This is a genomic window from Peribacillus kribbensis DSM 17871 (assembly GCF_000430765.1).
In the GTDB taxonomy this organism is placed as follows: domain Bacteria; phylum Bacillota; class Bacilli; order Bacillales; family DSM-1321; genus Paraperibacillus; species Paraperibacillus kribbensis.
Genome location: NZ_KE387244.1, coordinates 42117 through 65414, shown reverse-complemented (window position 1 = coordinate 65414; position 23298 = coordinate 42117). Strand labels below are relative to the sequence as shown.

The following is a 23298-nucleotide window of genomic DNA, read 5'->3' as shown; positions in this document are numbered from 1 at the left end:
GCATCGCCTTCGGACTACTTTCCCCTTCCAACGTTCCAACCTGTCCGAACCTGAACCAGTTTCGGACTACTCTTTCCATCAACAATCCCCCGCATCAAAAAAGGCCCATTCATCAAAGAATGGACCCTCTTCATAACCTCAAGGCTTCATCATAACCCAGCTTCCAACATGATGGACAGCAATCCCGCCAAATCCAGGGGCACCGAAAAAATGGCTGGAGACTTTCGCCAGCTCCTGGTTCATGTACGCTTCTCCTTCTTCATAGAAGGTGAGCGTGCTGCCTTCGCTTGTCTGGTCTGTCTCCACTCCTATAACCAGGGGTTTTTTGTATTTTTCTGCAAGGGCCACTTCGTTTTCCGCAAGCTGGATGATGCTCGGTGCTGTGTCACGGTAGGCCATAATGGTGACGCTATCTGTATGAGCAATGATCCATTCAGCTAGGTTTCCTTTTCCATACGTATTTTTATAGGTAATTTCATCAAACCAGAAGGGTATATCCGCTTCCAGAGGAAGACCTAAAGCAGATGTGCTGCTACTTGCTTTGCTGAATAAAGATTGGTAGTTTTTTATCGTTGCAGCCTGATTGGTAGACCAGCCGCTATATAAATACGGCTCGACGTCTAAATGGACACCAGCAATCCTTTGGGCGGGAGAGGATGAGTTTTGGTACATCTTTACCCAATTCATCAATTGGTCCAAGCTCGTGTAGCCGCTCGGCGCCACCCAGCCAGGCCCTCCATCCAGCGCGTATATGTTAATGCCATTTGCCGAGGCTTTTTCAATAAAGCTTTGATAAACAGCATCAGGAATCTCCCGGTCAATTTGCAGATACACTTTGTTTACGTTCTTTTTTTCAAGGAACTCAAGGGTTCCTGCTTCGTCATCCACAAGCACCCATGGATTCCAGAGCCATGTCGCATGGGTTTCAGTCATAGAAGCTTTCACGCTTCCTCCAAAATCACCTGTACATCCTAAAAAACACAAAACCGCTGCCATTATTAATTTCTTCATCCTATGATCCTCCATTCTATCAGCCAAGGCTCACAGAATGGAACCTGGCAGCCAGACAACCATACGCTAGAATCCTTGCGCTTAGGCTCACGGCTTTGCGTCCATCCCTTTCAGGAAGTTTGCCTTTTTCAGTAAATTTATTTTCACCTGAGTTTACATCAAATTAACTAAGTAGCCTATCTATTTTTGCAATTTATAAATTGGTAATTTCACCCATAATATAACGAAAAAATAATTACTCTATAAAGTAATTTATGATTGCTTTTTAAGGTAACAAAAATTACGATATAAGCTGGAGGTGTAAATATTGGAAAACTTGAGATTAAATGTATCTCTTCTGCGCAGAAGGGTGCCAAACCTTACAAGTGCAGCAAAGTCCATAGGGCTGCGTCCTGCAACGGTGTCTAATTTATGCACAGGGAAAATCCCGATCGGACGTTCCGAGGTTCGGACTTTAGTGGCCCTTGCTTCATTGGCTCAATGCAGTTTAGATGAATTGATTCTAAAAGGGGATTCAGTGGAGATGATTGAAACAAAAATTAAGACATTAGATTTGTTTTCACCCATTGCAAAAGGCGGAACCATTGGATTTATCGCACGCCCTGGATTGGGGCAGCTTGTGGTGCTTGGGGAGTTGTTTTATCGGCTTAAAAAAGAGGGATATTCCATCATTCTATTAAAGCCAGAGGGAGATCATCCTGAAATCCATGAGATTACCTCTTATGCGGATGTTGTTGTGTATTCGATGGAAGAGGCCTATGAGCAGACAGCAGCACTGGGATCTAAAAGCGATGTGATCTTCACGGCGGATCGTTCTCATGTTCTTACAGGCGACATCTTTGAACTGCAGGAACGAGTCGAGGGGATAACTATCCAGTCTGTTACGACCTTTCTTCTTGATTTAAAAGGAGCCGCTGTGGATGAGGAACTTCCGTATGGACCACTCGAAACAGCCTTGTATTTTGATGCGGATTTAGCGGCACGTCACCGATTTCCTGCCATAAATCCTGTCTTCTCTACATCCTCCGTATTGGAAGGTGCACATCTCGATCAAAACCACTTAGTTATTCAGCAGAGAGCACAAAAACTATTACGCCGATACAGAGAGCTTCGTTCCATTGTGAACGTGAAAGGATTGAAAGGAATCCCTGCCTCTGAATTAGAAACGTATAACCGGGGAGAACGGTTAGAGGCCTATCTTACACAGCCCTTTTATGTGGCAGAAGATTTCACTGGAAAGAAAGGTGAGTCCGTCGATCTGAAGGACACCTTACGGGATATAAGAAAAATATTGGATGGTGCAGCCGATTCAAAAACGATTGATTCTATGGTTTTTATAGGAAAACTCTAAATATCGTTAAAGGAGTTGATTCATTGAATCAGGTCTTAATAGAGAATATTCAATTTGGCCTTGGTGGAGAAACCCCGTTGTTTTTGGACATCATCCGCCCTGCCATGGAGCCGGATAAACCGCTGCCCGTTCTTGTTTTTATCCATGGAGGAGGCTGGATGGGGGGAGATAAAGCAGGGGCCGGCGGAAGAGAATGGAATGCATCTCTTTTAAAATATGGATTTATTCTAGTAAATATTAACCACCGCCTTAGCGGCACTGCTCCTTTTCCGGCCCATATTCATGATTGTAAAGCTGCCATTCGGTGGATTAAAGCCAATGCAGCCAACTACAAGATGGAACGAGATCGAATCGGCGTTTGGGGGCATTCCTCCGGCGGCCACCTCGCCGCTTTAATCGGTACCTATGCAGATATTCCAGATTTAGAAGGTCATTCCGGCAACCCTGACCATTCCACCAGTGTCCAGGCCGTTGCTGTCTCTGCTGCCCCTATTGATCTTCTGACAATGGGAGGCTGGCACGACCTCCCTCATTCCCCAGAGGCGAAATTTACAGGTTCTCAATATGTTCAAGACCGGCCAGATCTAGCCAAACAAGCAAATCTTGTCACATATATAACAAAGGATCAAATGACTCATATTCCGCCTTTTTTGATTATCCATGGCGATGCCGATCCAATGGTACCCTCCTCCCAGGCTGAAATTTTATATAGTGCCCTCGAGGATGTGACCTTCCTTCGTATAAAGGGCGGGGACCACGACTATCTGGGCGGTAATATGTCAATGAATCAAGTACTTGAGACCGTCGGTACCTTTTTTAAAAGACATTTAGTTGAGGGGATTTCTGAGAAAGAGATAGAAGAAACGCAGGAAAGTAAACGAATGACCGAGAAATTCATTCGCCATTTTGCTGATGCTGGAAGATGATAACCACTCCTTAAGCATTCTGGCTGAAAAATTTGGCTGGCACCCTATTTTTCAGCCCTTTTGTATCCCTTTCATAAAGCCCTTCCCTACCTATCCCTGCGATACAAATCCCTCGTCTTATAACCGGCCCCAAGAATCATTTTCATTTCATCCATCCGTCTGGCTCTTGTCGCCTCCTGCTTCGCACTATAGACATAGCGTGCCCAATCCTTTTTGTATCCCGGTGTCAGCGATTGGTAAAAGACCAGCAGCTCCGGGGTATCCTGCAGATTGTTTTCTACATCTGGGATCAACTCCACATAATCTCCCACTGACTGACTTGTTTTGCTGGCACTTTTGTTTTTAACGGGAGTATCCTTTAAACCCACCACTGTGAAGATTTCATCTAATCCTGCCATACGCGAAAATTTGAGGCTGCTTTTGCCGATATATCCTTCCTCATCTGCTCCCAGCCCATCAAACAGTTCGTCCCGATGAATAAAGGATGGATAGATCTTATTCCCCTTTTTGGGATAGGCCAAATAAATGTATCCTCCTGTATGTAAAAGCTTTTCCCCGATGATCTTGTCGACCAACTCTCTAAGAGCTTCCATATCCAGTACAAAAGCAAAGATTACATCATAGGTATCACCCGGTGTCAGCTCCGTGTCATAAGTTTCGAGATCTGAAAAATAATCTGCATCCTCCGGTACATCTAAAACTGCCATCTTTTTAAACTTTTGCAGGTTAAGTTTTTCCACTATTGTTTTTGCCACTCTATTCACCTCTGAATTACTAGTTCTATTCACCATAATATCATGTTTTAAGCCTCATCCTGCAGGCTATATGACTCTTGTCTGTCTCGCCGTTATATCGTTTTCTTTGCTGCCACATGGGGCCCTGTTGTATGGGTGATGCTTGGGAGAAATCTTCCCTCTAAGCGTCAGAGGAATCGGAATAGTATCAGCGGTGTTGCCAACTGGGCAGCAAACCTGCTGGTCTCACTAACCTTTCCCTCTCTGCTTGATCAATTCGGCAATATGCTCTTTGTACTTTATGGAATCATGGGACTCCTATCCCTTATCTTTGTCTCCAAATACGTTAAAGAGACAAAAGGCCGCAGCCTGGAGGAAATCGAGATGGATTTGAGGCAGGCCATTTAAGAGCCCAGTAAAAAAGTGGCGGCCAAAGCAGGTGGAGCGAAGGTTTTCTCCACCTGCTTTTGTTTTGGCTGGAATGACTTCAGACCACAGATGTGCAGACGGAAGAATTCTGCTTTAATTTTTAATTAAGAGTAAAGAAGGAGAGATTCCGTCTATTGGTTCAAAAATAAGAGCTTTTATCTTGCATAGCCGTTTTTTTAATTCTATGATTTTATCCATTCTTCAACACGCCAGCCAGCTCTTCCAGCTGTTCTCGCTTTTCTATCCGGTACCTTTTTTCGTCCTTCTGCAGATATCCTTTTTCACAGAATTGAGCCAGCACATGTAATAAATGGCGGTAGGAGACGCCGAGAAAGTCACAGACTGTAACATGCTTTTCTTTATAGAGATTGCCATCAGCCGTCTGCAGGATAAAGTCTGCCAGGCGGTTTTCCAGTGGAAAGGAAAGGCTTTGAGAATATTTCGCAGCCATGATGGTAGCCTTCATGCTCAAGAATTTGGTGAGCTCACGCAAGAATTTTGCATCCTCGAGCAGCTGCTCCCTGAGCGGGCGGAGGGGAATGGCAAAACAGACTGTCCTTGTAGATGCCTGGATTCCCTTAGTATAGTAGACCTCGTGAAGCAGCTCCATCTCTCCGATATAATCATGGGCATTAATGAAATTGATCAGGGATACCTTTCCATTCTGATAAGTAAGGTAAATCTTTGCCTTTCCTTCTATCACATAATATAGATAGTCGGGACGCATTCCCTCCTGGATGATCCATTCATCACGCTGGTACTCATGGACCTCCAGATATTCTTCAATGGAAAACGAAAACAAATGAGAGATAGAGTGTTCCTCCAGATAGTGCTGCCTTTCCTTCTTTTGAATTACTTTCACGGGCTTGCTTCCTTTTTCTTCATAATCGGGTTCAAAATATGAGATATCTCCTATTATTTTACGCTGGGCCTTGATATGATGCAATCATTGGAGGAATACATAATGAACTCACAACGCTGGATGAGCAGTCAATTTTTCAGTTTCTTTATCACATGGGGAATTTTCCTGCCCTATTGGACCGGGTGGATGATCCATACAAAGGGGATGACGGTCGCCCAGGCAAGCCTCGTCATGAGTTTAGGGCTTGTGATTCGGGGATTGTCTACTTTATTTGCCTTTCCGTATCTATCAGGGAAGTTAAGCAGCAAAATTTTGCTGAATGGCATGGCCATCGGTACATTTATCATTCTGCTGCTATGCATCCCTGTCCATTCATATACAGCCTTGCTGATTGCTGTCTTGTTCCTGCATTTCTTCTATCCGACCTTGATGCCTGCACTTGATACTGCCGCCGGCATACTCGTCCAAAACAAGCAATTGAAGAATTATGGAAAAAGCCGTTCTTGGGGATCCTTCGGCTTCATCGTCAGCGGCCTGATCCTGACTCTTTTTACCGGTAAATTCGGGGATAAAGTCATTCTCTGGGGACTGCTGCTCGGTGTCTTCATGCTGGTCTGCCTTGGCATGATGCGTGCTCCCGCTATTCTGTCTGTAAGGCCTAAAGCAGGCATTAGAGACAGGCGTGCGCTCCTGAAGCCATTTAAAATCAAGCACTTTGGACTCGTACTGGTCATCGTGATTCTCCTGCAGGCAGCGCACGCTTCCTATTACAATTATGGCTATATTTATCTGCAGGAAATCCAGGCACCCAAGTACTTAATAGGAGCGATCATGAACATCGGCGTAGTTGCAGAGATCTTATTCTTTCTGACCGCCGATAAAGCATTCCGCAGATTTTCGGCAGGCTCCCTTCTGGCAATGGCAGCATTTGGTTCAACCATCCGCTGGATCCTTGTTTTTGCCTTTCCGAATGTAGCCGTATTCTCGGTTTCTCAGCTTCTCCACGCCCTATCCTTTGCCATGGGTCACTATGCCTTCATGAAATATATGATCCAGAACATCCCGCCAAAGGATATCCCAAATGTGCAGGGAATTTATTCTGCCCTTGCCCTAAGCTGGAGCACGGCCGTGTTCACCATTTTTGGAGGATTTCTATATGAAATCGAGCCGAGATATGCGTTCCTCGGAATGCTGGTTTGTACTGTTCCATCTTTGATTGTGGCTCTTATTTACAGGAAACTCGAGGTCAACAGACAAGCGGCTGCTCAACACCTTGCCGGCTAGCCGCATCCAAAAAACCCGCATGTATCTCTTTTGCAGAGAAACAGTGCGGGTTTTTGAATTCTCTTATCCAACAATTCTTGTTCCATGAGCTTCGCTGATAGGCAGCACTGCTGCGATGGAATCCAGGTTTTGATCGGTAATTCCTCCACACAGACTTCTTTAAGCACGTATATCCACCTATTTTCTTTTTACTTACCTTATCATAGGAGATTCCTTATATCATGTTTTAATTATTTTAGTGTTGTCGACTTTAAATAAAATAAAACGCCGAACTATACATCGTATAGTTCAGCGTTTTTTACCTGCCTTGCTGGAATCTGATAATAATCAGATCCTTATAATTCTTCACCGTGCGTTTCAATAACCTTTTGGTACCAATAGAATGAATCTTTTTTAAATCTCTTCATTTCCTATTGATAATTAATAAAAGCAGGTGCCGGGTCTAGTTCTAATACATCCTTAGGCGTCATTAAAGGTTTATCGTTCTTGAAGAACAGCTTGAACCCGCCGTACTGAATGGGCTGTGTCTGCACCAGCTGATGATAGCCGGATCTTTTTAAAGCCGCAATTCCAAATCCATCGTTATTTAATACGACCTCCACATTTTTTGTCGGCTGAATGGCATTTTTATTGCTGATAATTTTGTCTGCAAATTGATGGACCACTACGACTTTGTCTGGAAGGTTATTCTCTTCTACAAGATTTGAAACGTATTCGACCGCTTCTTGTACATCTCTGCCATCCACATGCCCCAGATTCACCCCGGGAACCTGCCCTTCTGTGACATGAAACTCGGTATCAATCGCTAGATACACATAAGGTAGTTTCAAATACTTTTCTATGGATTTTACTTGATTCATAACGGTGTCGCGGCCCAGTTGGACATCCAGGATCAATAGGGCATTATTTTCTTTTGCCAGTTTTGCATACTGTTCGATATCGGCAGACGGTGTCGGGTGCATATAAAGACCCTTTTCTCCTGGATTGCGCTGTGCAATGGTTGTAATCAATTCAATAGCAGGGATAGACGGCCGTTTAGGGTCTATTTCCGAATAAGATTTGGTTTGCGCCTTTAATTTATCCATCAACACTTGAGGACTGTATTCTCCTAAAATCCCCATTTGCTTCGAATGAGGATTTCCATAATAGGAAACGATTCGATATTTTTGAAGCGGCCCCGCTGTCTGATCGGCTGCACCTTTTTCCAAGGTCTGCCCTAAAGGGACACTTCTTTTCACCTCTTCTCCATGCGCCTCCGTCTTCGGCATTTCTGCCAGCTGTTCCGCTGTATAATTCGTTTCTAACGGCTGTGCTTTTTCAGAAGGTTTGATAGCCTGATAGTCTGCCTTACGTGCAAACCTCGAATTCTTTTGCAATTCCTCCGTATCGTAGTGCTCCAGACTAAAGGCTGACCTTTCATTTAGCTCTGGTACATCCTTCTGGGAGGTTGCGGTTTCCGAACAGCCAGTTAACAATACGAACGGGATGGCCGCTGCAAAAGCTCCTGCCCTGATTATGTTTTTCACATTATCCCACCTAATCTTTAGTATTTCAGTGTTGAAGTGGTCACTTCGTTCAATGAATGTTTTAGTATATATGTATATTGTAATAGAAAATAATCGGTTCTGAGGGAAGAATATCAAACTTAGAAGCCAAAAAGATACTTATTACACTTACCACAATGAAAAATGCATAAACCTTTTATGATAAATTAAAATTCGAGTACTTCTTATTACTTGTTGTGCCAATAAATACACCGGAAAAATCCAGTAAACAAAAAAAGGCATAGGAATTTACCTAATGCCCAATCACAGCCCCTGTGGAAACCTGTACACATTATATGGATCATATTTCCCCTTCACTCCATTCAATCTCTTTGCATCGCTTCCAAAGTATTCGAGTAATCTTCTTATAGGTTAGAAAATTCTAGGGCAGCCCTGACTCTGTTCCCATGCATTCTTAGAGTGTTATGGCTTCGTTCCTATTGCAAAAAAATGGCCCCGGATCTACCGGAGCCATTGCTAAAAACTAAAACTTACTCGATTGTAAGAATACCCTTTTCACCTTGCTGTACGCAGCCTTGTTTCTTCACGTCCAACTTTGTTAAGTTTGTAAAGATGACTGGTGTAGCAGTAGAAGGGACAGATTTTTTAATCTTTTCGAGATCAAATTGGATTAATTCCTGCCCTTTCGTGACCGTTTCGCCGTCTTTCACCAAGACCGTGAATCCTTCGCCTTTAAGGTTGACCGTATCTAAACCAATATGAATCAAGATTTCATATCCTTGTTTGGATTTAATTCCGATAGCATGCTTTGTCGGGAAAACATTCAGAATTTCCCCGTCAACAGGAGAAACTACAGATCCCTTGGAAGGGATGATGGCGAAGCCGTCTCCCATCATTTTTTGTGAAAATACTTGGTCTTCCACTTCTGTGATCGGAATGATTTCACCCTCAATCGGCATCACAAAATCCTGTTCATTTAATCCCGTCATAGCCGGGAGCGGTGAAGCTTCTTCCTGGATAGAAGGAATGACGTCGGGCCGTGTTTCCAGCCTTTTCATCGCATCTGCCACAAACTCAACTTCTGTTCCTACAATAACTTGAAGATTGGTTTTGTTCATTTTCATGACGCCTTTAGCACCATGTGATTTCAAAGCGGAATCATTCACTTTGTCCATATCTTTTACATTCAGGCGGAGACGTGTGGCACAGTTATCGATATTCGTCAGATTTTCTTTACCGCCCATATCATGGATGAAATGATAGGCCATGGTCTCATATTTATTGGAGCCTGCAGTATCAGCTGTTTCCTCCACTGCTGCCTCTTCTTCCTGATCCTCACGTCCAGGTGTTTTAATATTGAATGCTTTAATCACTGAATAGAAGATAACGAAATAGATAACTCCATAAATGACTCCTACGAGTAGTAAGAGCAAAGGTTTATGAGCGATATTAAAGTTTAAAACATAGTCGATCGCACCTGCAGAGAAGGTAAATCCATCTTTAATTCCCAGCATGGTTACGATCACAAAGGAAAGCCCCGTCAACACTGCATGAATTCCATATAAAGCTGGAGCGATAAACATAAACGAAAATTCAAGAGGTTCCGTAATACCGGTGATGAATGAAGTAAGTGCTACACCGATAAACATTCCTGCAATGGATTTTCTCTTTTCTTTTTTTGCCGCTGCAATGATCGCAAGTGCTGCCCCTGGCAGACCAAACATCATGATAGGGAAGAAGCCTGTCATATAAGTTCCGGCAGTTGGATCTCCTGCAAAGAAGCGGGCAATATCACCGGCTTTGCCATGATAAGTTCCAAATTGGAACCAGAATAAACTATTTAAAACATGGTGAAGACCCAGTGGAATTAACAAACGGTTTAAAAGTCCAAAGATTCCTGCACCGAATGCGCCTAATCCAATAATCCAATTACCCACGCCATTAATCGCATCCTGGATTGGAGGCCATGCAAAACCTGCGATCCCCGCAATGATGACCATAGTAACAGAAGTCACAATGGGCACAAATCTTCTTCCGCTAAAGAAACCCAGCCATTCAGGCAATTTTATATCATGGAAACGATTATATAATATTCCAGCAATGATCCCGGTAAGAATTCCGCCCAGAACCCCCATATTGATATTTTTATCAATGGCTGCTGTACCCTGTGTCAATACTAAGTAACCGATGGCACCTGATAAAGCTGCAGCACCATTATTATCCTTTGCAAATCCCATCGCGACACCGATCGCAAATATTAAGGCTAAGTTGGCAAAAATAGCATTACCGGAGTTTGCGATGAATGGGATATTCAATAAATCCGGCTGGCCAAAACGAAGCAGCAGGCCTGCTGCCGGCAAAACAGCGATAGGAAGCATCAATGCTTTTCCGATGCGTTGTAAAAATCCTAACATTCTAAATTTTCCCTCTTTCTTGTAACCGTTTTCCGATCAATAGATTATATAGTACCATCCCATTCCCATAGATGTCCATACCAATTTCAACGTAAATATGGGGGTTTTTTCTTTTAAATAACTAAAAATTAATTATATTTTCAATTTTCCAAGAGAAAATTGGTATAGACAACTATATTTATCTAATGATAAAATGACGAGGATTTAGAAAGGAAGTAATAAAACATGACATCAAAATCTAATGCTATATTGCTCAAGGGCATTCAAATCTATTCAGACGGCACGTGGATTGAAGATGGATATATAAAAATCCAGAATCAAACGATTTTGGAAGTGGGCTCAAGTGAAAGCCTTTTACAGGAGGAAGAAGACCTTCAATTATTGGAGATTCCTTTAAACTATAAGGCTGTTCCAGGGTTCATCGATGTGCATATCCACGGAGCCAACGGTGCGGATACCATGGACGCTACAAAGGAAGCTTTGCACACTATGGCGGAAGCGCTGCCACGTGAAGGCACTACGAGCTTTTTAGCCACAACCATTACCCAGGAACAAAAACAAATTGAGATGGCCTTACGAAATGCCGGCGAATATATTCAAAATGATCAACCAGCTGGAAAAGCGGAAATACTGGGGATTCATTTGGAAGGACCATTTGTAAATAAAAAAAGAGCTGGTGCCCAGCCTATGCAGCATATTCTGGATCCGGATCTGGAGCTGCTTCAAAGGTGGGAACAGCTCTCTAAGCAAACCATCAAGCTGGTCACACTGGCAGTTGAACAGCCAGGGGGACTGGAAATGGTCCGCTACCTAAAAGCAAATGGGATGATTGCTTCCATTGGCCATACAGATGCGACCTACTCTGAAATGGCAGAGGCTATTGAAGCCGGAGCAAGCCAGGTCACCCATCTGTATAACCAGATGAGGGGCCTGCATCACCGTGAACCGGGAGTCGCAGGGGCTGCCCTTTTAAGGGATGAACTGAAAGCGGAAATCATCGCAGACGGAGTTCATGTCAATCCAGAAATGATAAAGCTTGCCTATAAACAAAAAGGTAAAGAGGGAATCATCTTAATTACCGACTCCATGCGGGCAAAATGCCTGAAGAATGGACATTACGATCTCGGCGGACAGGATGTAACCGTAGAGGGCGGAAAAGCAGTTCTCAGTGACGGGACACTGGCAGGAAGTATTTTAAAATTGGGCCAGGGAGTGAAAAACATAGCAGCTTTCACAGGCTGCCAAATCGAAGATGCCGTAGAAATGGCAGCTGTAAATCCCGCCAAACAACTGAATGTGTTTGACCGAAAAGGAAGTATTTCTAAAGGAAAAGATGCGGATATTGTGATTCTAGACGAAAACAATGATATTTATATGACTTTATGCCGCGGGCAGATTGCCTATGTAAATGGAGGAGAAAACAAATGAAAATCATTGAAGCAAACGATTATCAAGATATGAGTAAAATTGCTGCAGATTATATCATGAAGAAAGTGAGCACTTCTCCAAATATAAAACTTGGACTTGCAACAGGCGGAACTCCTACGGGAATTTATTCTAACTTAGTTGCTGACCACCGTGAAAACGGAACTACTTACCGCGGGGTAACCTCATTCAATTTAGATGAATATGTCGGTCTTTCCGGAACAGATCCCAATAGTTACCGCTATTATATGGATCATCATCTTTTTGATCATATTGATATCCAGAAAGAGAATACCTTTGTTCCCCGTGGAGATATGGACAATATTCAGGATGGATGTGCACAGTACGAGAATCTGATTCAAAAACGCAATGGAATCGACCTGCAGATTCTTGGAATTGGCGAAAACGGTCATATCGGATTTAATGAACCCGGTACATCCTTTGAATCTAAGACACATGTGGTTCAGTTAACCCACTCAACAAGAGAAGCCAATGCCAGATATTTCAACAGTCTGGAAGAGGTTCCAACTGAAGCTGTCACAATGGGAATTGGCTCCATCATGAAAAGCAGGGAAATTTTATTGCTCATTTCCGGAGAACAAAAAAGAGAAGCATTAAAGAAGCTTTTCACTGGAGATGTAGATGAAAGTTTCCCGGCATCAGTGCTTAAAAATCATCCATATGTTACAATTATTGCAGATAAGGCCGCTATTGGTGATTTAAAAGTGCACAGCTGAGGTTCTTCCTCTCTGTGTCCTTTTACATATAAATGAAACGGTTTACACGTTTATAAAGAAAGGATGCAGTATAGAGGAATATGATTAAAAAGGATTCCCCCATCCCGATATATTATCAGCTTCAGGAGCTTCTAAAGGATTTAATAGAAAAAGGTGAATTAGGGCCGGGCGACGCGGTCCCTACAGAGAGGGAATATGCCGAAAAGTTCCAAATAAGCCGGATGACGGTGAGACAGGCTTTCACCCAGCTCGTCAACGAGGGCTATTTACACCGGATTCAAGGAAAAGGAACCTTCGTGGCCGACCGGAAAATTGAACAGCCGCTTTACCGGCTAAGAAGCTTTACTGAAGATATGGTGGCAAGAGGACTGAAGCCGGGCAGTCAATTGATTTCTTTTGAAATTATTCCTGCATCGAGTCAGGTAGCTTCTCAGCTTGCCATTCAAGAATATGCACCTGTCTATGAAATTAAGCGTATAAGACTTGCAGATGATGTACCGATGGCCCTGGAGACAAGCTATATATCTGCGAACCTAATCAAAGGGCTGACTGAACCTATTGTGAAGGAATCTGTTTATTCCTATATCGAGGAAGTACTTGACCTTCAAATTGATCATGGTTCACAAATCATCGAATCTTCTGTTGCCAATCAGGTGGAAGCCAAATTCCTTAAAATAAAAAAAGGGGCTCCCATTATGCTGATCCAGCAGCAAACCTTTCTGAAGGACGAAACGCCTGTTGAATATGTCAAATCCTCCTATCGGGCCGACCGCTATAAATTTATGATTGAAATGAAACGGTAAAAACTATTGGGGAATAACACCTTATTTCCCCTTTAGTGATTCTGATATATGATTTTAGTACCTCTCTCCCCCCTTGTTTCTCAGGAGATTCTTGAACCTTCTCACTATCCATCCAAAAAATAAGCATATTCCCCATGCTGCGTATGGATTAATAGGTAGATCCACTTGTATTGCAAGTGTGTATGGAACAGATTAAGCGGATGTTACTTCTCATACTGAAATTCAGCCCTAATTACCCGCACATGCCTGACACAAAAATAGCAGCCATCCTCCAAGGGTGGCTGCCATTTCTTTATACGAATAACACGGAAACATTTAAAAATTACTTTCAAGCCCTAATTCCTTCTCTTTACTTGCATAATTCAAATGTACGTGTGAAATGGCTTTTCCTTTGTAATCCGTAAACAGGAATAATAAGGCGCCGATTATTAATAATCCTCCCGATAGATAAAAACCGAATTCAAGACTGCCTGTTTTATCTGCAAAGTACCCCGTTATATATGGTGCAAAAATAGAAGAAAGCATTCCGCTGAAGTTAAAGAAACCGTATACCCTTGAATACATAGAAGATGGTGTGATATCAGCCATATAAGAAATCAAAACTGGATCCAGTGCCAATTTCCCTAATAACCCATAAAGAATAAGTCCTGCAATTAAAAAGGAATAGTTTTCTGTATATGGAATGGCAAACTGACAAATAGCTCCGGCAATCGCCAATCCAATAATGATGGGCTTTTTGCTTTTGATCCTATCTGACAAATAGCCAAATAAAATCGCACCTGGTATGGAGGCCCAAGGGACTAATGAGGATACAATCCCTGTTTTAGAAGCCTCTATTCCTCTAGCAGTCTGTAAGTAATAGGGCAGCCATGTCAGCATGCCGAAGAATCCATAAAGAGAACAAAAGATAAGGATATAAACCAAAATATGATTTTTGGTAAATAATTTCTTCATTTCTACTTTTTCATTCTTATCCCGCTGCTTTTTATCTTTATGACTATGATCCCGGACGAATATTGCTATTAAAACCGCAATGATGATGGTAGGTACGGCAAATAAATAAAACGGATACTGCCAGCCTTTATTTAATGTATAGGTAAAATAACTGGATGAAATAAATCCAAGTGAAATCCCAAATGCCATGCCGCTATTAATAATGGCAGCGACAAGTCCGCGATATTTATTTGGGGTAATCGTAGAGGAAATTCCATATTGTGATCCATAATAAGTCCCTTCACCAAGCCCCGTTACAACACGTGCAGCCAAAAATATCATAAATGTGGCGGTCATCCCGGTCAGGAACGTAGCAATTCCAAATACTGAATATCCGATCACCAGCACCTTGACCCGTCCAAACCTATCTGCTAAAAACCCGGTTGGGATTTGCATAAACGCATAGGCTGCAAAGAATACAGTAGACATTAATCCTAACTGTGCTTTATTTAAGTTCCACTCTGCCCCAATACGATCCATAACAGGAGAAAGAATATTCCGGTCAGCATACATAAATACCCAGCCTAGAAAAAATAAGAAAATAATAAATGCAGGATGTGTTTTTTTCATTCGGTTTCCCCCTCCACTTGTCTGAATATTAAGTACATTATATTAATATTCTTTCTTATGAAAGGTACATGTAAGAAAATGTAACACAGTATTTCCTGCTTACGAGATCCGCAGATGATATTCTACAGATCTCATTTATGTTTTTATGAACTAACCTATATCCGATACACGGGCTTACTTATAGTTTTTTACAATCTCAATAAATAACTCAATGGCTGACGGAACGACATCCTCATCAATATCGAATTTCGGATGATGATGAGGGAACGTGGATTTCTCTCCATTCATGCCTACAAAGACAAATGCCCCGGGTTTTTCCCGCAAGTAATAAGAAAAGTCTTCAGAAACCATTACGGGTTCAACAAGTTCAAATACCTCTTTACCAAAAGCATTCTTAACAACCGCCTCAATAAATTCGGATTCATTTGGATCATTCACTAATGGCGGAGTCCCAATGATGAAGTCAACCTTGGCTTTGGCACCAAATGCACTGCAAATTCCTTCTGTGAGTTTCACAATCTGGCTTTTAATGATGGTAAAAGCTTCTGGGGACAAAGTACGGATTGTACCAATGATTTTTGCAGACTCAGGAATAATATTGTACGTGGATCCCGATTCAATTTTCCCTACTGAAATCACGCTGGGATCCATGGGATTCACTTTCCTGCTTATGATGCTTTGCAGTGATTGAATCACATGTGTCGCTATATAAATGGGATCTACTGTATCATGCGGCATGGAGCCATGTCCTCCATATCCTTGAATGGTGATCTCAAAGTCTTCCACCGATGCCATCATCGGACCGGGTCTTAATCCAATCTTCCCTTTGTCCATTCCCTGCCATAAGTGGAGTCCAAAAATGGCATCGACATGATCCAAAACCCCTTGTTTAAGAAGCTGGTTCGCACCGCTTGGTGTAATTTCCTCGGCTGATTGGAAAATCAGAAGGATATTCGGCTCAATTTCCCGTCTATTTTCTGAGAGCCATTTAGATACCGCGAGGAGAATGGCTGCATGTCCATCATGTCCGCACATATGCGATACTCCGGGAGTTTTTGAAATATACGGCTTATCGCCTTCTTCTGTGATCGGCAGAGCATCCATATCCGCTCTTAGTGCAATCGTTTTATCACCCTTCGTTCCTTTAACAAAACCTACGATGCTCGGAGGCTGGAAATCTATTATTTCAATATCTAACGTCTCGAGCCTCTTTCGGATAAACTCAGACGTTTTATATTCTTCCCCTGATAGCTCTGGATGCTGGTGAAGATAACGGCGGTCTTGGATGGCCCGCTTTACTAGTTGTTCATTCATCATGTTACCCTTGTTACCTCCTTATGGAATGGGGCGTTTATAATCTATAATAATACATTACAATAAATTTTTATACATTTATAGTGGGGCAGTTTTTAATATGTTCAATAAAATAATTGGGAAAGAGACAACAAAAAAAGTAAAAAATCTCAATACGATATAGAACATACAAAATAAACTCATGAAGGTTTTACCATCATGAGCTTTTAATTCGCAGTACCAATAAAAAAACATTTAAACAATTCCTCAAATCCCCTTTATTTACAGTGACAAAAAATTAGGTTTACCACTTAGTGATTTACCTGATTAAGTTTATTTGATCTAATTTTTTAATATGAACAGTAAACTCAGTTTTATTGTTTACCATCACTTGTGATACGGTTCACCATACCGGCTATGAGGAGAAATTTTTAGAGTACCGAGAAGGGTACCCTAAGTGAACGTTCGAAGTCGTATCAATGACAGAGCTTTGATGTTTCTAGCCTCTCAGCTGAATCTCATAATCTGTAACGATCTTACCATCATACTGAATAATTTGCCCATTTTGATTCTTATCAGACAGAATAATGTCAGTACACAGCTCTCCGGCAGCTTCGGGAGACTTGACGAATCCGCCGTGCCCACCAGTCTCCATACCGTTCAAGTCGGTTGCGACAGCACCAGGCATGATGCCGAAAATTTGGCGATGGCTGCCCATTTTTTTGAACTCGTAAGCGTAGGTCAGTGTCATCACATTGAGTGCTGCTTTACTCGTAATGTAGGCGAGCGGGTGCCAAAAGTCGGTCGGCGAAATTGGGACGGTCATGTTGACAATTTTCGCGTTGTCTGTCAGAGATGACAGCAGATTTTTCACGAGTTCATGGGTGCCTAGGAAATTCGTTTCCATCGTCGTGCGTAGATCCTCAGTTGTATAGTCCATGGTATGCTTTGCGAGGTCGAGCGCCGCGCGCCCAGGCTTGACACTATCAGGAATTCCAGCATTATTAACCAAAATATCGAGCGAGTTAACCATTTTAGCCGCTTCGTGCAAGCTGTCTAAATCATTCAAATCAATCTTGATGAACGTCGCTTGTATGTCTTCTGCGACAAGTTTTTCGACTGCTGCCTGCCCACGGGCTTCATCACGTGCCCCAACAAGAATGTCATAGCCACGCTTCCCAAGACTTCGAGCGATTTCGAAACCGATTCCTTTATTTGCTCCAGTGACAAGTGCTTTCATAGTTAATGAGCCCCTTTTCGTTTTTTTATTTGGATACAAACACGTGATAATTTAACGACAGAATCATTAGCATTCTCCATAATGTCTCAAATCCTCTGATACGATGCATATTAACTTTTAATTAAACATTCTATCATTTTTAATTTGATTTCCCTATTTCTCTTTTGATTTCCTCTATTCGGTTTTTTCCCCAATCATACATCATCTCCACAATTGGGAGTAAGGTCATTCCCAACCCAGTCATGGAGTATTCCACTCTAGGCGGAACTTCTGGATAAACCTCTCGATGCACAATGCCGTCTTCCACCAATTCCTTTAATTGATTCGTTAAAATTTTATGGGAGATTTTTGGAAATAATCTTTGCAATTCACTAAAGCGGTGCGGACCTTCAACACCTAAATGCCATAGAATCACAACTTTCCACTTTCCACTGATTATCGATAAAGTAAGTTCTTTTTCACAGTTGTAATCACCATTTATTATCTTCTCTTTAATTTCATCTCTAAGTATATCTGACATATTTTCTGCCTCCGCTTTCAATTGTTACTTTAAGGTTACCCTGTTACAAAAAAGTGCATTCTTCTCAAAATAACAAACAGGTTGTAATATAAATTTCTGAGTTAAAAACAAACTATTTTAGGAGGAATAACAATTATGAGTAAAAAAGCACTTTTAATTATACCACCCGAAAGATTTAATGAGGATGAATTATTTAAACCAAAAGAGGCACTTGAAAAAGCAGGAATAGAAGTAACTATTGCAAGCACAAAAACTGGCGAAATTATTGGCGACTTTGAAGGTAAGGCAATTTCCGAAAAGGTCTTTTCCGATACTATAGGAACCGATTTTGACGTTATTTCTGTCATTGGTGGTTCTGGCACAAATGATCATCTTTGGGATAACGAAGAATTATCCACGTATTTAAAGAAAGCACATAAGGATAATATTCTTGTTACTGGAATTTGTGCTGGTTCAGTCACTGTCGTGAAAACTGGATTACTTGAAGGTAGAGAAGCAACTTGCTACCCTGTTGACGTGCAAATAGACCAACTTAAAGCAAATAATGTTAAATATGTCGAAAAACATGTTATTGCACATAGTGACATTATCACAGGTGACGGCCCCGATGGTGCCGAAGAATTTGGAAAAGCATTAGTTAATGCAATAAACTAATTTAAAAGATGATAAAAGCCTTTGGTGTATACCAGAGGCTTTTATCATTTAATCTTCTCTTATTCATTTAAGGCTTCAGGACGAATTTAATGCATTCGTCCGCATGGTTGTAAAAGGTGTTGTACGCGTTATGCGCCTGATCGAGCGGCACTTTATGAGTGATGATCTCCGTCGGATCGAACTCGCCTGCCATAATTTTTTTATACAGCATCGGCATGTAATGAATCACGGGCGCCTGTCCCATGGTCAGCTTCACGTTTCGTTCCCAAAGGTTTCCGAACATAAACTGGTTGTATTTAGAACCGTATACCCCCGTAATCTGAATCGTGCCGAATTTCCGCACCGCATTCATCGCGATGTTGATCGGGCTGAGCGTTCCGCCAACCAGCTTGGCCTTCTGCTCTTCCTCCTCCAATGGCGTCTTCTTGCCGTCCATTCCGACACAATCGATGACGACATCCGCACCCCCGCGCGTTATTTCTTTTATATGCAGCCCCATGTCTTGGAAATCTTCAAAGTTGAAGATTTCGACGTTATTCATTTTTTTTGCATGGTTCAGCCGGTACGGGAGATTGTCGATCGCGATGACCCGTTTGGCCCCTTTCATCCAGGCGAATTTTTGCGCCATCAAGCCGACGGGACCGCAGCCGAGCACCACCACCGTATCCCCCTGCTTCACGCCCCCGTTGTCCACGCTCCAATAGGCCGTCGGCAGCACGTCGGACAGGAACAGAAGCTTCTCATCCTCCAATTCGCATGACTCCGGAATAACGAAAGGCATGAAATTGCCGTACGGCACGTAAAGCAATTCGGCTTGTCCGCCCGGATAATTCCCGTAACGTTCGGTAAACCCAAAGTAAGCTCCCGTATCCACTTGGGGATTGGGGTTGGAGTTGTCGCATTGGCTCTCCATCTCATGCTGGCAGTAATGACAGCTTCCGCACGAGATATTGAACGGGAGCACTACCCGGTCCCCTTTTTTGACCTTTGTCACCTCAGGGCCCACGTCTTCGACGATGCCCATCGGTTCATGTCCGACCACGTATCCGTTTTGGGCTTGAATCGCCCCCTGGTATATATGGAGATCGGAACCGCATATGGCGGTCGAGGTGATCCTGACTATAATCCCGTCTTTTTTCTGAATCGTTGGATCCGCGACCTGCGTCACTTGCATGTTCTTCACACCATTGAAAGTTACAGCCTTCATAATTACCCTCCTGTTATAGCATGCCTTGAATTTGTATGCATGCTTCTATTATGGAATTGGAGAGTGAGGATTATACATTCATGTACGGTATTTCGACAGCCGCGGAGCCTAAGAACAAGAAAGGAGACGGAAGACGAAGCGTTAATGAATACCGCAAGGAGTCACTTTGCTGGTTTCATGAATTTGTGGATTATTGAATTGGCTTAAAAAGACAAAATAAAATTTATCTGCCTTATTAACGATTAATTAGATATTCAAACTTCATTTTTTTATAAGGTTTGCAGTTACTTATGGTACGGTTCCCCCCGATTAATCCGAAACGCCCGATACACCTGCTCCACCAATATCAGCCGCATAAGCTGATGGGGAAAGGTCATTTTTGAGAAGGAGAGGGATTCATCCGACCGCTGCATGACAGCTTTGCTTAAGCCCAGGGAGCCGCCGATGACAAAGGCTACTTTGCTTTTGCCGTAGGTAGCGAGTTTGTCTAATGTTTCGGCGAGCTCTTCGGAGGTTTTCTGCTTTCCCTGGATGGCGAGTACGATGACATGGGCATCAGGGCTGATCCTGCTAAGGATGCGTTCGCCTTCTTTGTCTTTGATCTGCTCCATTTCTGTGTCGCTCAGGGTTTCGGGTGCTTTTTCGTCCGGCACCTCAATGATGTCGATTTTTGCGTAAGCTGACATTCTCTTTATGTATTCCTCAATTCCCTGTTTCAGATATTTTTCTTTCAGTTTCCCAACCGTTACAATCGAGATATTCACAGTTTACACAACCTTTACGTTTCGATTACAAACATGATATCCACAGAATTTATCCACATATCCACAATTTCTATCCACATGTTGTATGAGAATATTAGTTCGCCACAATATATACAGCGGGGTTCTGACAATATTCACAGGTTGTCGACAATATTTCTTCTGTGGAAATCTCCTTTAAAAAAGGGGCTGATCCCTGCCTTTCTCCCCCTGAACGCAGCGCCAGATCTACATGTTCCTTGCAGCAGTATATCATGTTTTACACCTCCCGGCTGATCATTTTGAGCGTATTTTTAATATCAGCTTTGCCGTGCGCTTTTATCATGAAAAATTATCCACAGGCATAAAAAAACAGGAAAGCCGAAGCCTTCCTGCATTGCCCTATTTAAAAAGTATCCTGTGTGCTCAGTTTCATGGTAACTTCCTGCAGCTTTCCATTACGGTACAATTTAATCTTCATGGATGAGCCAATATCCTTTTTGTAGAGCTGCTGTCTTAGCTGGGCAACATCCTTGATCTTCTGGCCGTCCATTTCCACGATCACATCCATCGCTTTAATTCCTGCCTTTGCTGCAGGCGAATTAGGCTCTACCTGTACAATGGCTACTCCCGTCGTAACATTCTGAGGAAGCTTTAAGGTATTCTTCTGATGATATTGAGAAATCTCTTCAACGGATCGAAGGTCGACTCCCATATAAGGACGGCGGACCTCCCCATAACGCTCCAAGTCCCTTATAACCGGGATGGCGGTATTGATGGGAATCGATAAGCCGATGCCTTCCACAGACTGCTCGGCAATTTTCATGGAATTGATGCCGATTACCTGGCCCTGCAGGTTGATCAGGGCACCTCCGCTGTTTCCGGGATTAATGGCGGCATCCGTCTGGATAACCTCAGAATTCCAATCCACTACACCGTCTTCATTCACATCGATAGGAATGGTCCGGTCAAGTCCGGAGATGACACCCTGCGTCACAGAGCCTGAGAACTGAAGGCCGAGCGGATTGCCGATTGCGATGACCGGCTCCCCGGCTTTTAATGCCTGTGAATCTCCGAACTCCGCGACCTTCTTAATTTTTTTGGCATCCACTTCAATGACAGCAAGATCGGTCCAGACATCGCTTCCGCGAAGCTTTGCCGGCATTTTGGTTCCATCCTTCAAGGTCACCTCAAGTCTGCTTGCATTGTCTACCACATGGTGGTTGGTTACGATATATGCCTTATCTCCTGCTTTTTTATAAATAACACCGGATCCGGTTGCTTCCTGGCCGCCCTGGTCAAATAAGCCGCCACTGGATTTCTGGATATTCGTGATCCCGACAACCGTGTCTCCAACCTTGGACACCGCGTCTGTGACAGCTGTGTTTACATTTAAGGAAACGTTCTGCTTAACAGGCTGCTGCTGGTCCCCTGTATTTGAATAATCATCACTGACGCCCTCTGTACCTTTATCAAAATAAGGCAGAAGAAAGAATATTAATAAGGCCCCGACAATCGCACCGATGAGGCCTGAAAAGAAATAGCCTCTCCGGCTGCCATTTCTGCTGCTTCTGCTTTGATAATCCTGGTCATAATATCCCATGGACAACCCTCTCTTCCTAGTAAATAGTGACTGACTTGCTTGGTTACTTTCATTATACTCAAATCATGGGAATATTCTAATTTTAAGGCTCGTTTAATGAGACAGATGCTTAATGTATGCCCATTGAAACGCTCACTGAAACCTGATAAAAAGCTTTCAAGCCATAAAAAAAGAATGAAGATCAGGTCTTCATCCTTCGTTATACGCAAATCAGTTCGGTCGGGATCTTTGCGTCCGTATCATATATTTCAAACTGTTCTCCCACCCGTATGCCGCGTGTTTCCAGCGTCTGGCTCACGGACATCCTGGCAAGGTCCTTCATATTATTATCGAGGCTCAAGTGGGCAAGATAGATGCGCTTAGTCCGGTCTCCGGCAACCTCACTCATGGCAACAGCTGCATCTTCATTGGAAACATGGCCCACATCGCTAAGGATCCTTCTTTTTGTATTCCATGGATAACGTCCCATTCTCAGCATCTGGACATCATGATTGCTTTCAAATACATACATGTCCGCATTGGAGATGATTCCTTTCATCCTATCACTCACATATCCTGTGTCGGTGATAAGCGCAAGCTTTTTGCCTTCATGATGGAATACATAGAACATAGGCTCCGCAGCATCGTGGGAAACTCCAAAGGATTCGATATCCAGGCTTCCAAAGCTTTTGACCGTCTCCATATCAAAAGTGAACTTCTGATCGCCAGGGATTTCCCCAATGTTTTTTTCCATTGCTGCCCATGTTTTTTCATTGGCATAGACAGGAAGATTATATTTCCTGGCAAGGATGCCGAGTCCCTTAATATGGTCACTGTGCTCATGGGTTACAAGAAGTCCATTCAAATTGGCTGCATTTCGGCCGATCTGTTTAAATAAAAGGTCCATCTGTTTACCGCTGAGCCCCGCATCCACTAAAAATGACTGTCCGTCCGCTTCTACATACACCGCATTTCCCGTACTCCCGCTTGCGAGAACACTAAAATGCATCGTCATAAT

Annotated in this window: 23 protein-coding genes and 1 riboswitch; of the genes, 8 read left to right on the top strand and 15 right to left on the bottom strand. The window is 42.9% G+C overall.

The features are described from left to right. Positions 1-138: 138 nt before the first annotated feature. On the bottom strand, positions 139-1011 hold the full coding sequence (locus tag H539_RS0125455; RefSeq protein WP_026695863.1) for a hypothetical protein: 873 nt from the start codon (positions 1009-1011) through the stop codon (positions 139-141). A 43-nt stretch (positions 1012-1054) separates the two neighbouring features. Then, positions 1055-1145: riboswitch (cyclic di-GMP riboswitch) on the bottom strand. Positions 1146-1318: 173 nt separating this feature from the next. Between H539_RS0125455 and H539_RS0125450 the strand changes: the two genes are divergently transcribed. Both H539_RS0125450 and H539_RS29780 read left to right on the top strand, forming a co-directional pair. Beyond that, a complete protein-coding gene (locus H539_RS0125450) occupies positions 1319-2362 on the top strand; it encodes a P-loop NTPase family protein (protein WP_026695862.1) in 1044 nt (347 codons plus the stop codon). Positions 2363-2385: 23 nt separating this feature from the next. After that, on the top strand, positions 2386-3288 hold the full coding sequence (locus H539_RS29780; protein WP_051348810.1) for an alpha/beta hydrolase: 903 nt from the start codon (positions 2386-2388) through the stop codon (positions 3286-3288). 86 nt (positions 3289-3374) lie between these two features. Here H539_RS29780 and H539_RS0125440 read toward each other — a convergent pair whose 3' ends face one another. Further along, positions 3375-4043 carry a YdeI/OmpD-associated family protein gene (locus H539_RS0125440; protein WP_026695861.1) on the bottom strand — a complete coding sequence of 223 codons (669 nt, stop codon included), beginning with the start codon at positions 4041-4043 and terminating at the stop codon, positions 3375-3377. 138 nt (positions 4044-4181) lie between these two features. On the opposite strand from H539_RS0125440, the gene H539_RS0125435 reads away from it, so the two are divergent. Further along, on the top strand, positions 4182-4430 hold the full coding sequence (locus tag H539_RS0125435) for an MFS transporter (RefSeq protein WP_026695860.1): 249 nt from the start codon (positions 4182-4184) through the stop codon (positions 4428-4430). Positions 4431-4641: 211 nt separating this feature from the next. On the opposite strand, the gene yeiL is transcribed toward H539_RS0125435, so the two are convergent. Next, positions 4642-5313: a transcriptional regulator YeiL gene (gene yeiL / locus H539_RS0125430; RefSeq protein WP_026695859.1), complete on the bottom strand. Its 672-nt coding sequence runs from the start codon at positions 5311-5313 to the stop codon at positions 4642-4644. 102 nt (positions 5314-5415) lie between these two features. Between yeiL and H539_RS0125425 the strand changes: the two genes are divergently transcribed. Next, a complete protein-coding gene (locus H539_RS0125425; RefSeq protein ID WP_026695858.1) occupies positions 5416-6597 on the top strand; it encodes an MFS transporter in 1182 nt (393 codons plus the stop codon). Between the two features lie 410 nt (positions 6598-7007). Here H539_RS0125425 and H539_RS0125415 read toward each other — a convergent pair whose 3' ends face one another. From H539_RS0125415 to nagE, 3 genes are all read right to left on the bottom strand, one after another. Next, positions 7008-8123 carry a hypothetical protein gene (locus H539_RS0125415; RefSeq protein ID WP_026695857.1) on the bottom strand — a complete coding sequence of 372 codons (1116 nt, stop codon included), beginning with the start codon at positions 8121-8123 and terminating at the stop codon, positions 7008-7010. A 282-nt stretch (positions 8124-8405) separates the two neighbouring features. After that, complete coding sequence (locus H539_RS33220; RefSeq protein WP_081416051.1) at positions 8406-8510, bottom strand: BBE domain-containing protein; 105 nt, start codon at positions 8508-8510, stop codon at positions 8406-8408. 122 nt (positions 8511-8632) lie between these two features. Continuing rightward, the gene (nagE, locus tag H539_RS0125410) at positions 8633-10516 is read right to left on the bottom strand and encodes an N-acetylglucosamine-specific PTS transporter subunit IIBC (RefSeq protein WP_026695856.1); all 1884 of its coding nucleotides are present in this window, start codon (positions 10514-10516) and stop codon (positions 8633-8635) included. Positions 10517-10741: 225 nt separating this feature from the next. Between nagE and nagA the strand changes: the two genes are divergently transcribed. The 3 genes from nagA to H539_RS0125395 all read left to right on the top strand — a co-directional run bounded on the left by nagA (position 10742) and on the right by H539_RS0125395 (position 13481). Then, positions 10742-11944, top strand: a complete 1203-nt coding sequence (gene nagA, locus H539_RS0125405) for an N-acetylglucosamine-6-phosphate deacetylase (RefSeq protein WP_026695855.1) — start codon at positions 10742-10744, stop codon at positions 11942-11944. Next, positions 11941-12678, top strand: coding sequence for a glucosamine-6-phosphate deaminase (nagB, locus tag H539_RS0125400; RefSeq protein ID WP_026695854.1), 738 nt, complete (start codon positions 11941-11943; stop codon positions 12676-12678). The genes nagA and nagB overlap by 4 nt, the downstream gene beginning before the upstream one ends. Before the next feature lie 80 nt (positions 12679-12758). After that, the gene (locus tag H539_RS0125395) at positions 12759-13481 is read left to right on the top strand and encodes a GntR family transcriptional regulator (protein ID WP_026695853.1); all 723 of its coding nucleotides are present in this window, start codon (positions 12759-12761) and stop codon (positions 13479-13481) included. A 315-nt stretch (positions 13482-13796) separates the two neighbouring features. On the opposite strand, the gene H539_RS29775 is transcribed toward H539_RS0125395, so the two are convergent. From H539_RS29775 to H539_RS0125375, 4 genes are all read right to left on the bottom strand, one after another. Then, complete coding sequence (locus tag H539_RS29775; RefSeq protein WP_051348809.1) at positions 13797-15044, bottom strand: MFS transporter; 1248 nt, start codon at positions 15042-15044, stop codon at positions 13797-13799. A 174-nt stretch (positions 15045-15218) separates the two neighbouring features. Next, the gene (locus tag H539_RS0125385) at positions 15219-16361 is read right to left on the bottom strand and encodes a M20 metallopeptidase family protein (RefSeq protein ID WP_026695852.1); all 1143 of its coding nucleotides are present in this window, start codon (positions 16359-16361) and stop codon (positions 15219-15221) included. 475 nt (positions 16362-16836) lie between these two features. Next, complete coding sequence (locus H539_RS0125380; protein ID WP_026695851.1) at positions 16837-17577, bottom strand: SDR family NAD(P)-dependent oxidoreductase; 741 nt, start codon at positions 17575-17577, stop codon at positions 16837-16839. 139 nt (positions 17578-17716) lie between these two features. Beyond that, a complete protein-coding gene (locus H539_RS0125375) occupies positions 17717-18097 on the bottom strand; it encodes a winged helix-turn-helix transcriptional regulator (protein ID WP_026695850.1) in 381 nt (126 codons plus the stop codon). A 135-nt stretch (positions 18098-18232) separates the two neighbouring features. Here H539_RS0125375 and H539_RS0125370 point away from each other — a divergent pair, with 135 nt between their 5' ends. After that, the gene (locus H539_RS0125370) at positions 18233-18751 is read left to right on the top strand and encodes a DJ-1/PfpI family protein (RefSeq protein WP_026695849.1); all 519 of its coding nucleotides are present in this window, start codon (positions 18233-18235) and stop codon (positions 18749-18751) included. Between the two features lie 67 nt (positions 18752-18818). Here H539_RS0125370 and H539_RS0125365 read toward each other — a convergent pair whose 3' ends face one another. From H539_RS0125365 to H539_RS0125345, 5 genes are all read right to left on the bottom strand, one after another. Further along, the gene (locus H539_RS0125365) at positions 18819-19958 is read right to left on the bottom strand and encodes a zinc-dependent alcohol dehydrogenase (protein WP_026695848.1); all 1140 of its coding nucleotides are present in this window, start codon (positions 19956-19958) and stop codon (positions 18819-18821) included. 284 nt (positions 19959-20242) lie between these two features. Then, positions 20243-20722, bottom strand: coding sequence for a 23S rRNA (pseudouridine(1915)-N(3))-methyltransferase RlmH (rlmH, locus tag H539_RS0125360; RefSeq protein ID WP_026695847.1), 480 nt, complete (start codon positions 20720-20722; stop codon positions 20243-20245). A gap of 94 nt (positions 20723-20816) precedes the next feature. Beyond that, on the bottom strand, positions 20817-20975 hold the full coding sequence (locus H539_RS31190; protein WP_081416045.1) for a CxxH/CxxC protein: 159 nt from the start codon (positions 20973-20975) through the stop codon (positions 20817-20819). 129 nt (positions 20976-21104) lie between these two features. Further along, positions 21105-22301 (bottom strand): S1C family serine protease, encoded by a 1197-nt coding sequence (locus tag H539_RS0125350; RefSeq protein WP_026695846.1) that lies wholly within the window; start codon positions 22299-22301, stop codon positions 21105-21107. Between the two features lie 199 nt (positions 22302-22500). Beyond that, positions 22501-23295, bottom strand: coding sequence for an MBL fold metallo-hydrolase (locus H539_RS0125345; RefSeq protein WP_026695845.1), 795 nt, complete (start codon positions 23293-23295; stop codon positions 22501-22503). Positions 23296-23298: the final 3 nt, after the last annotated feature.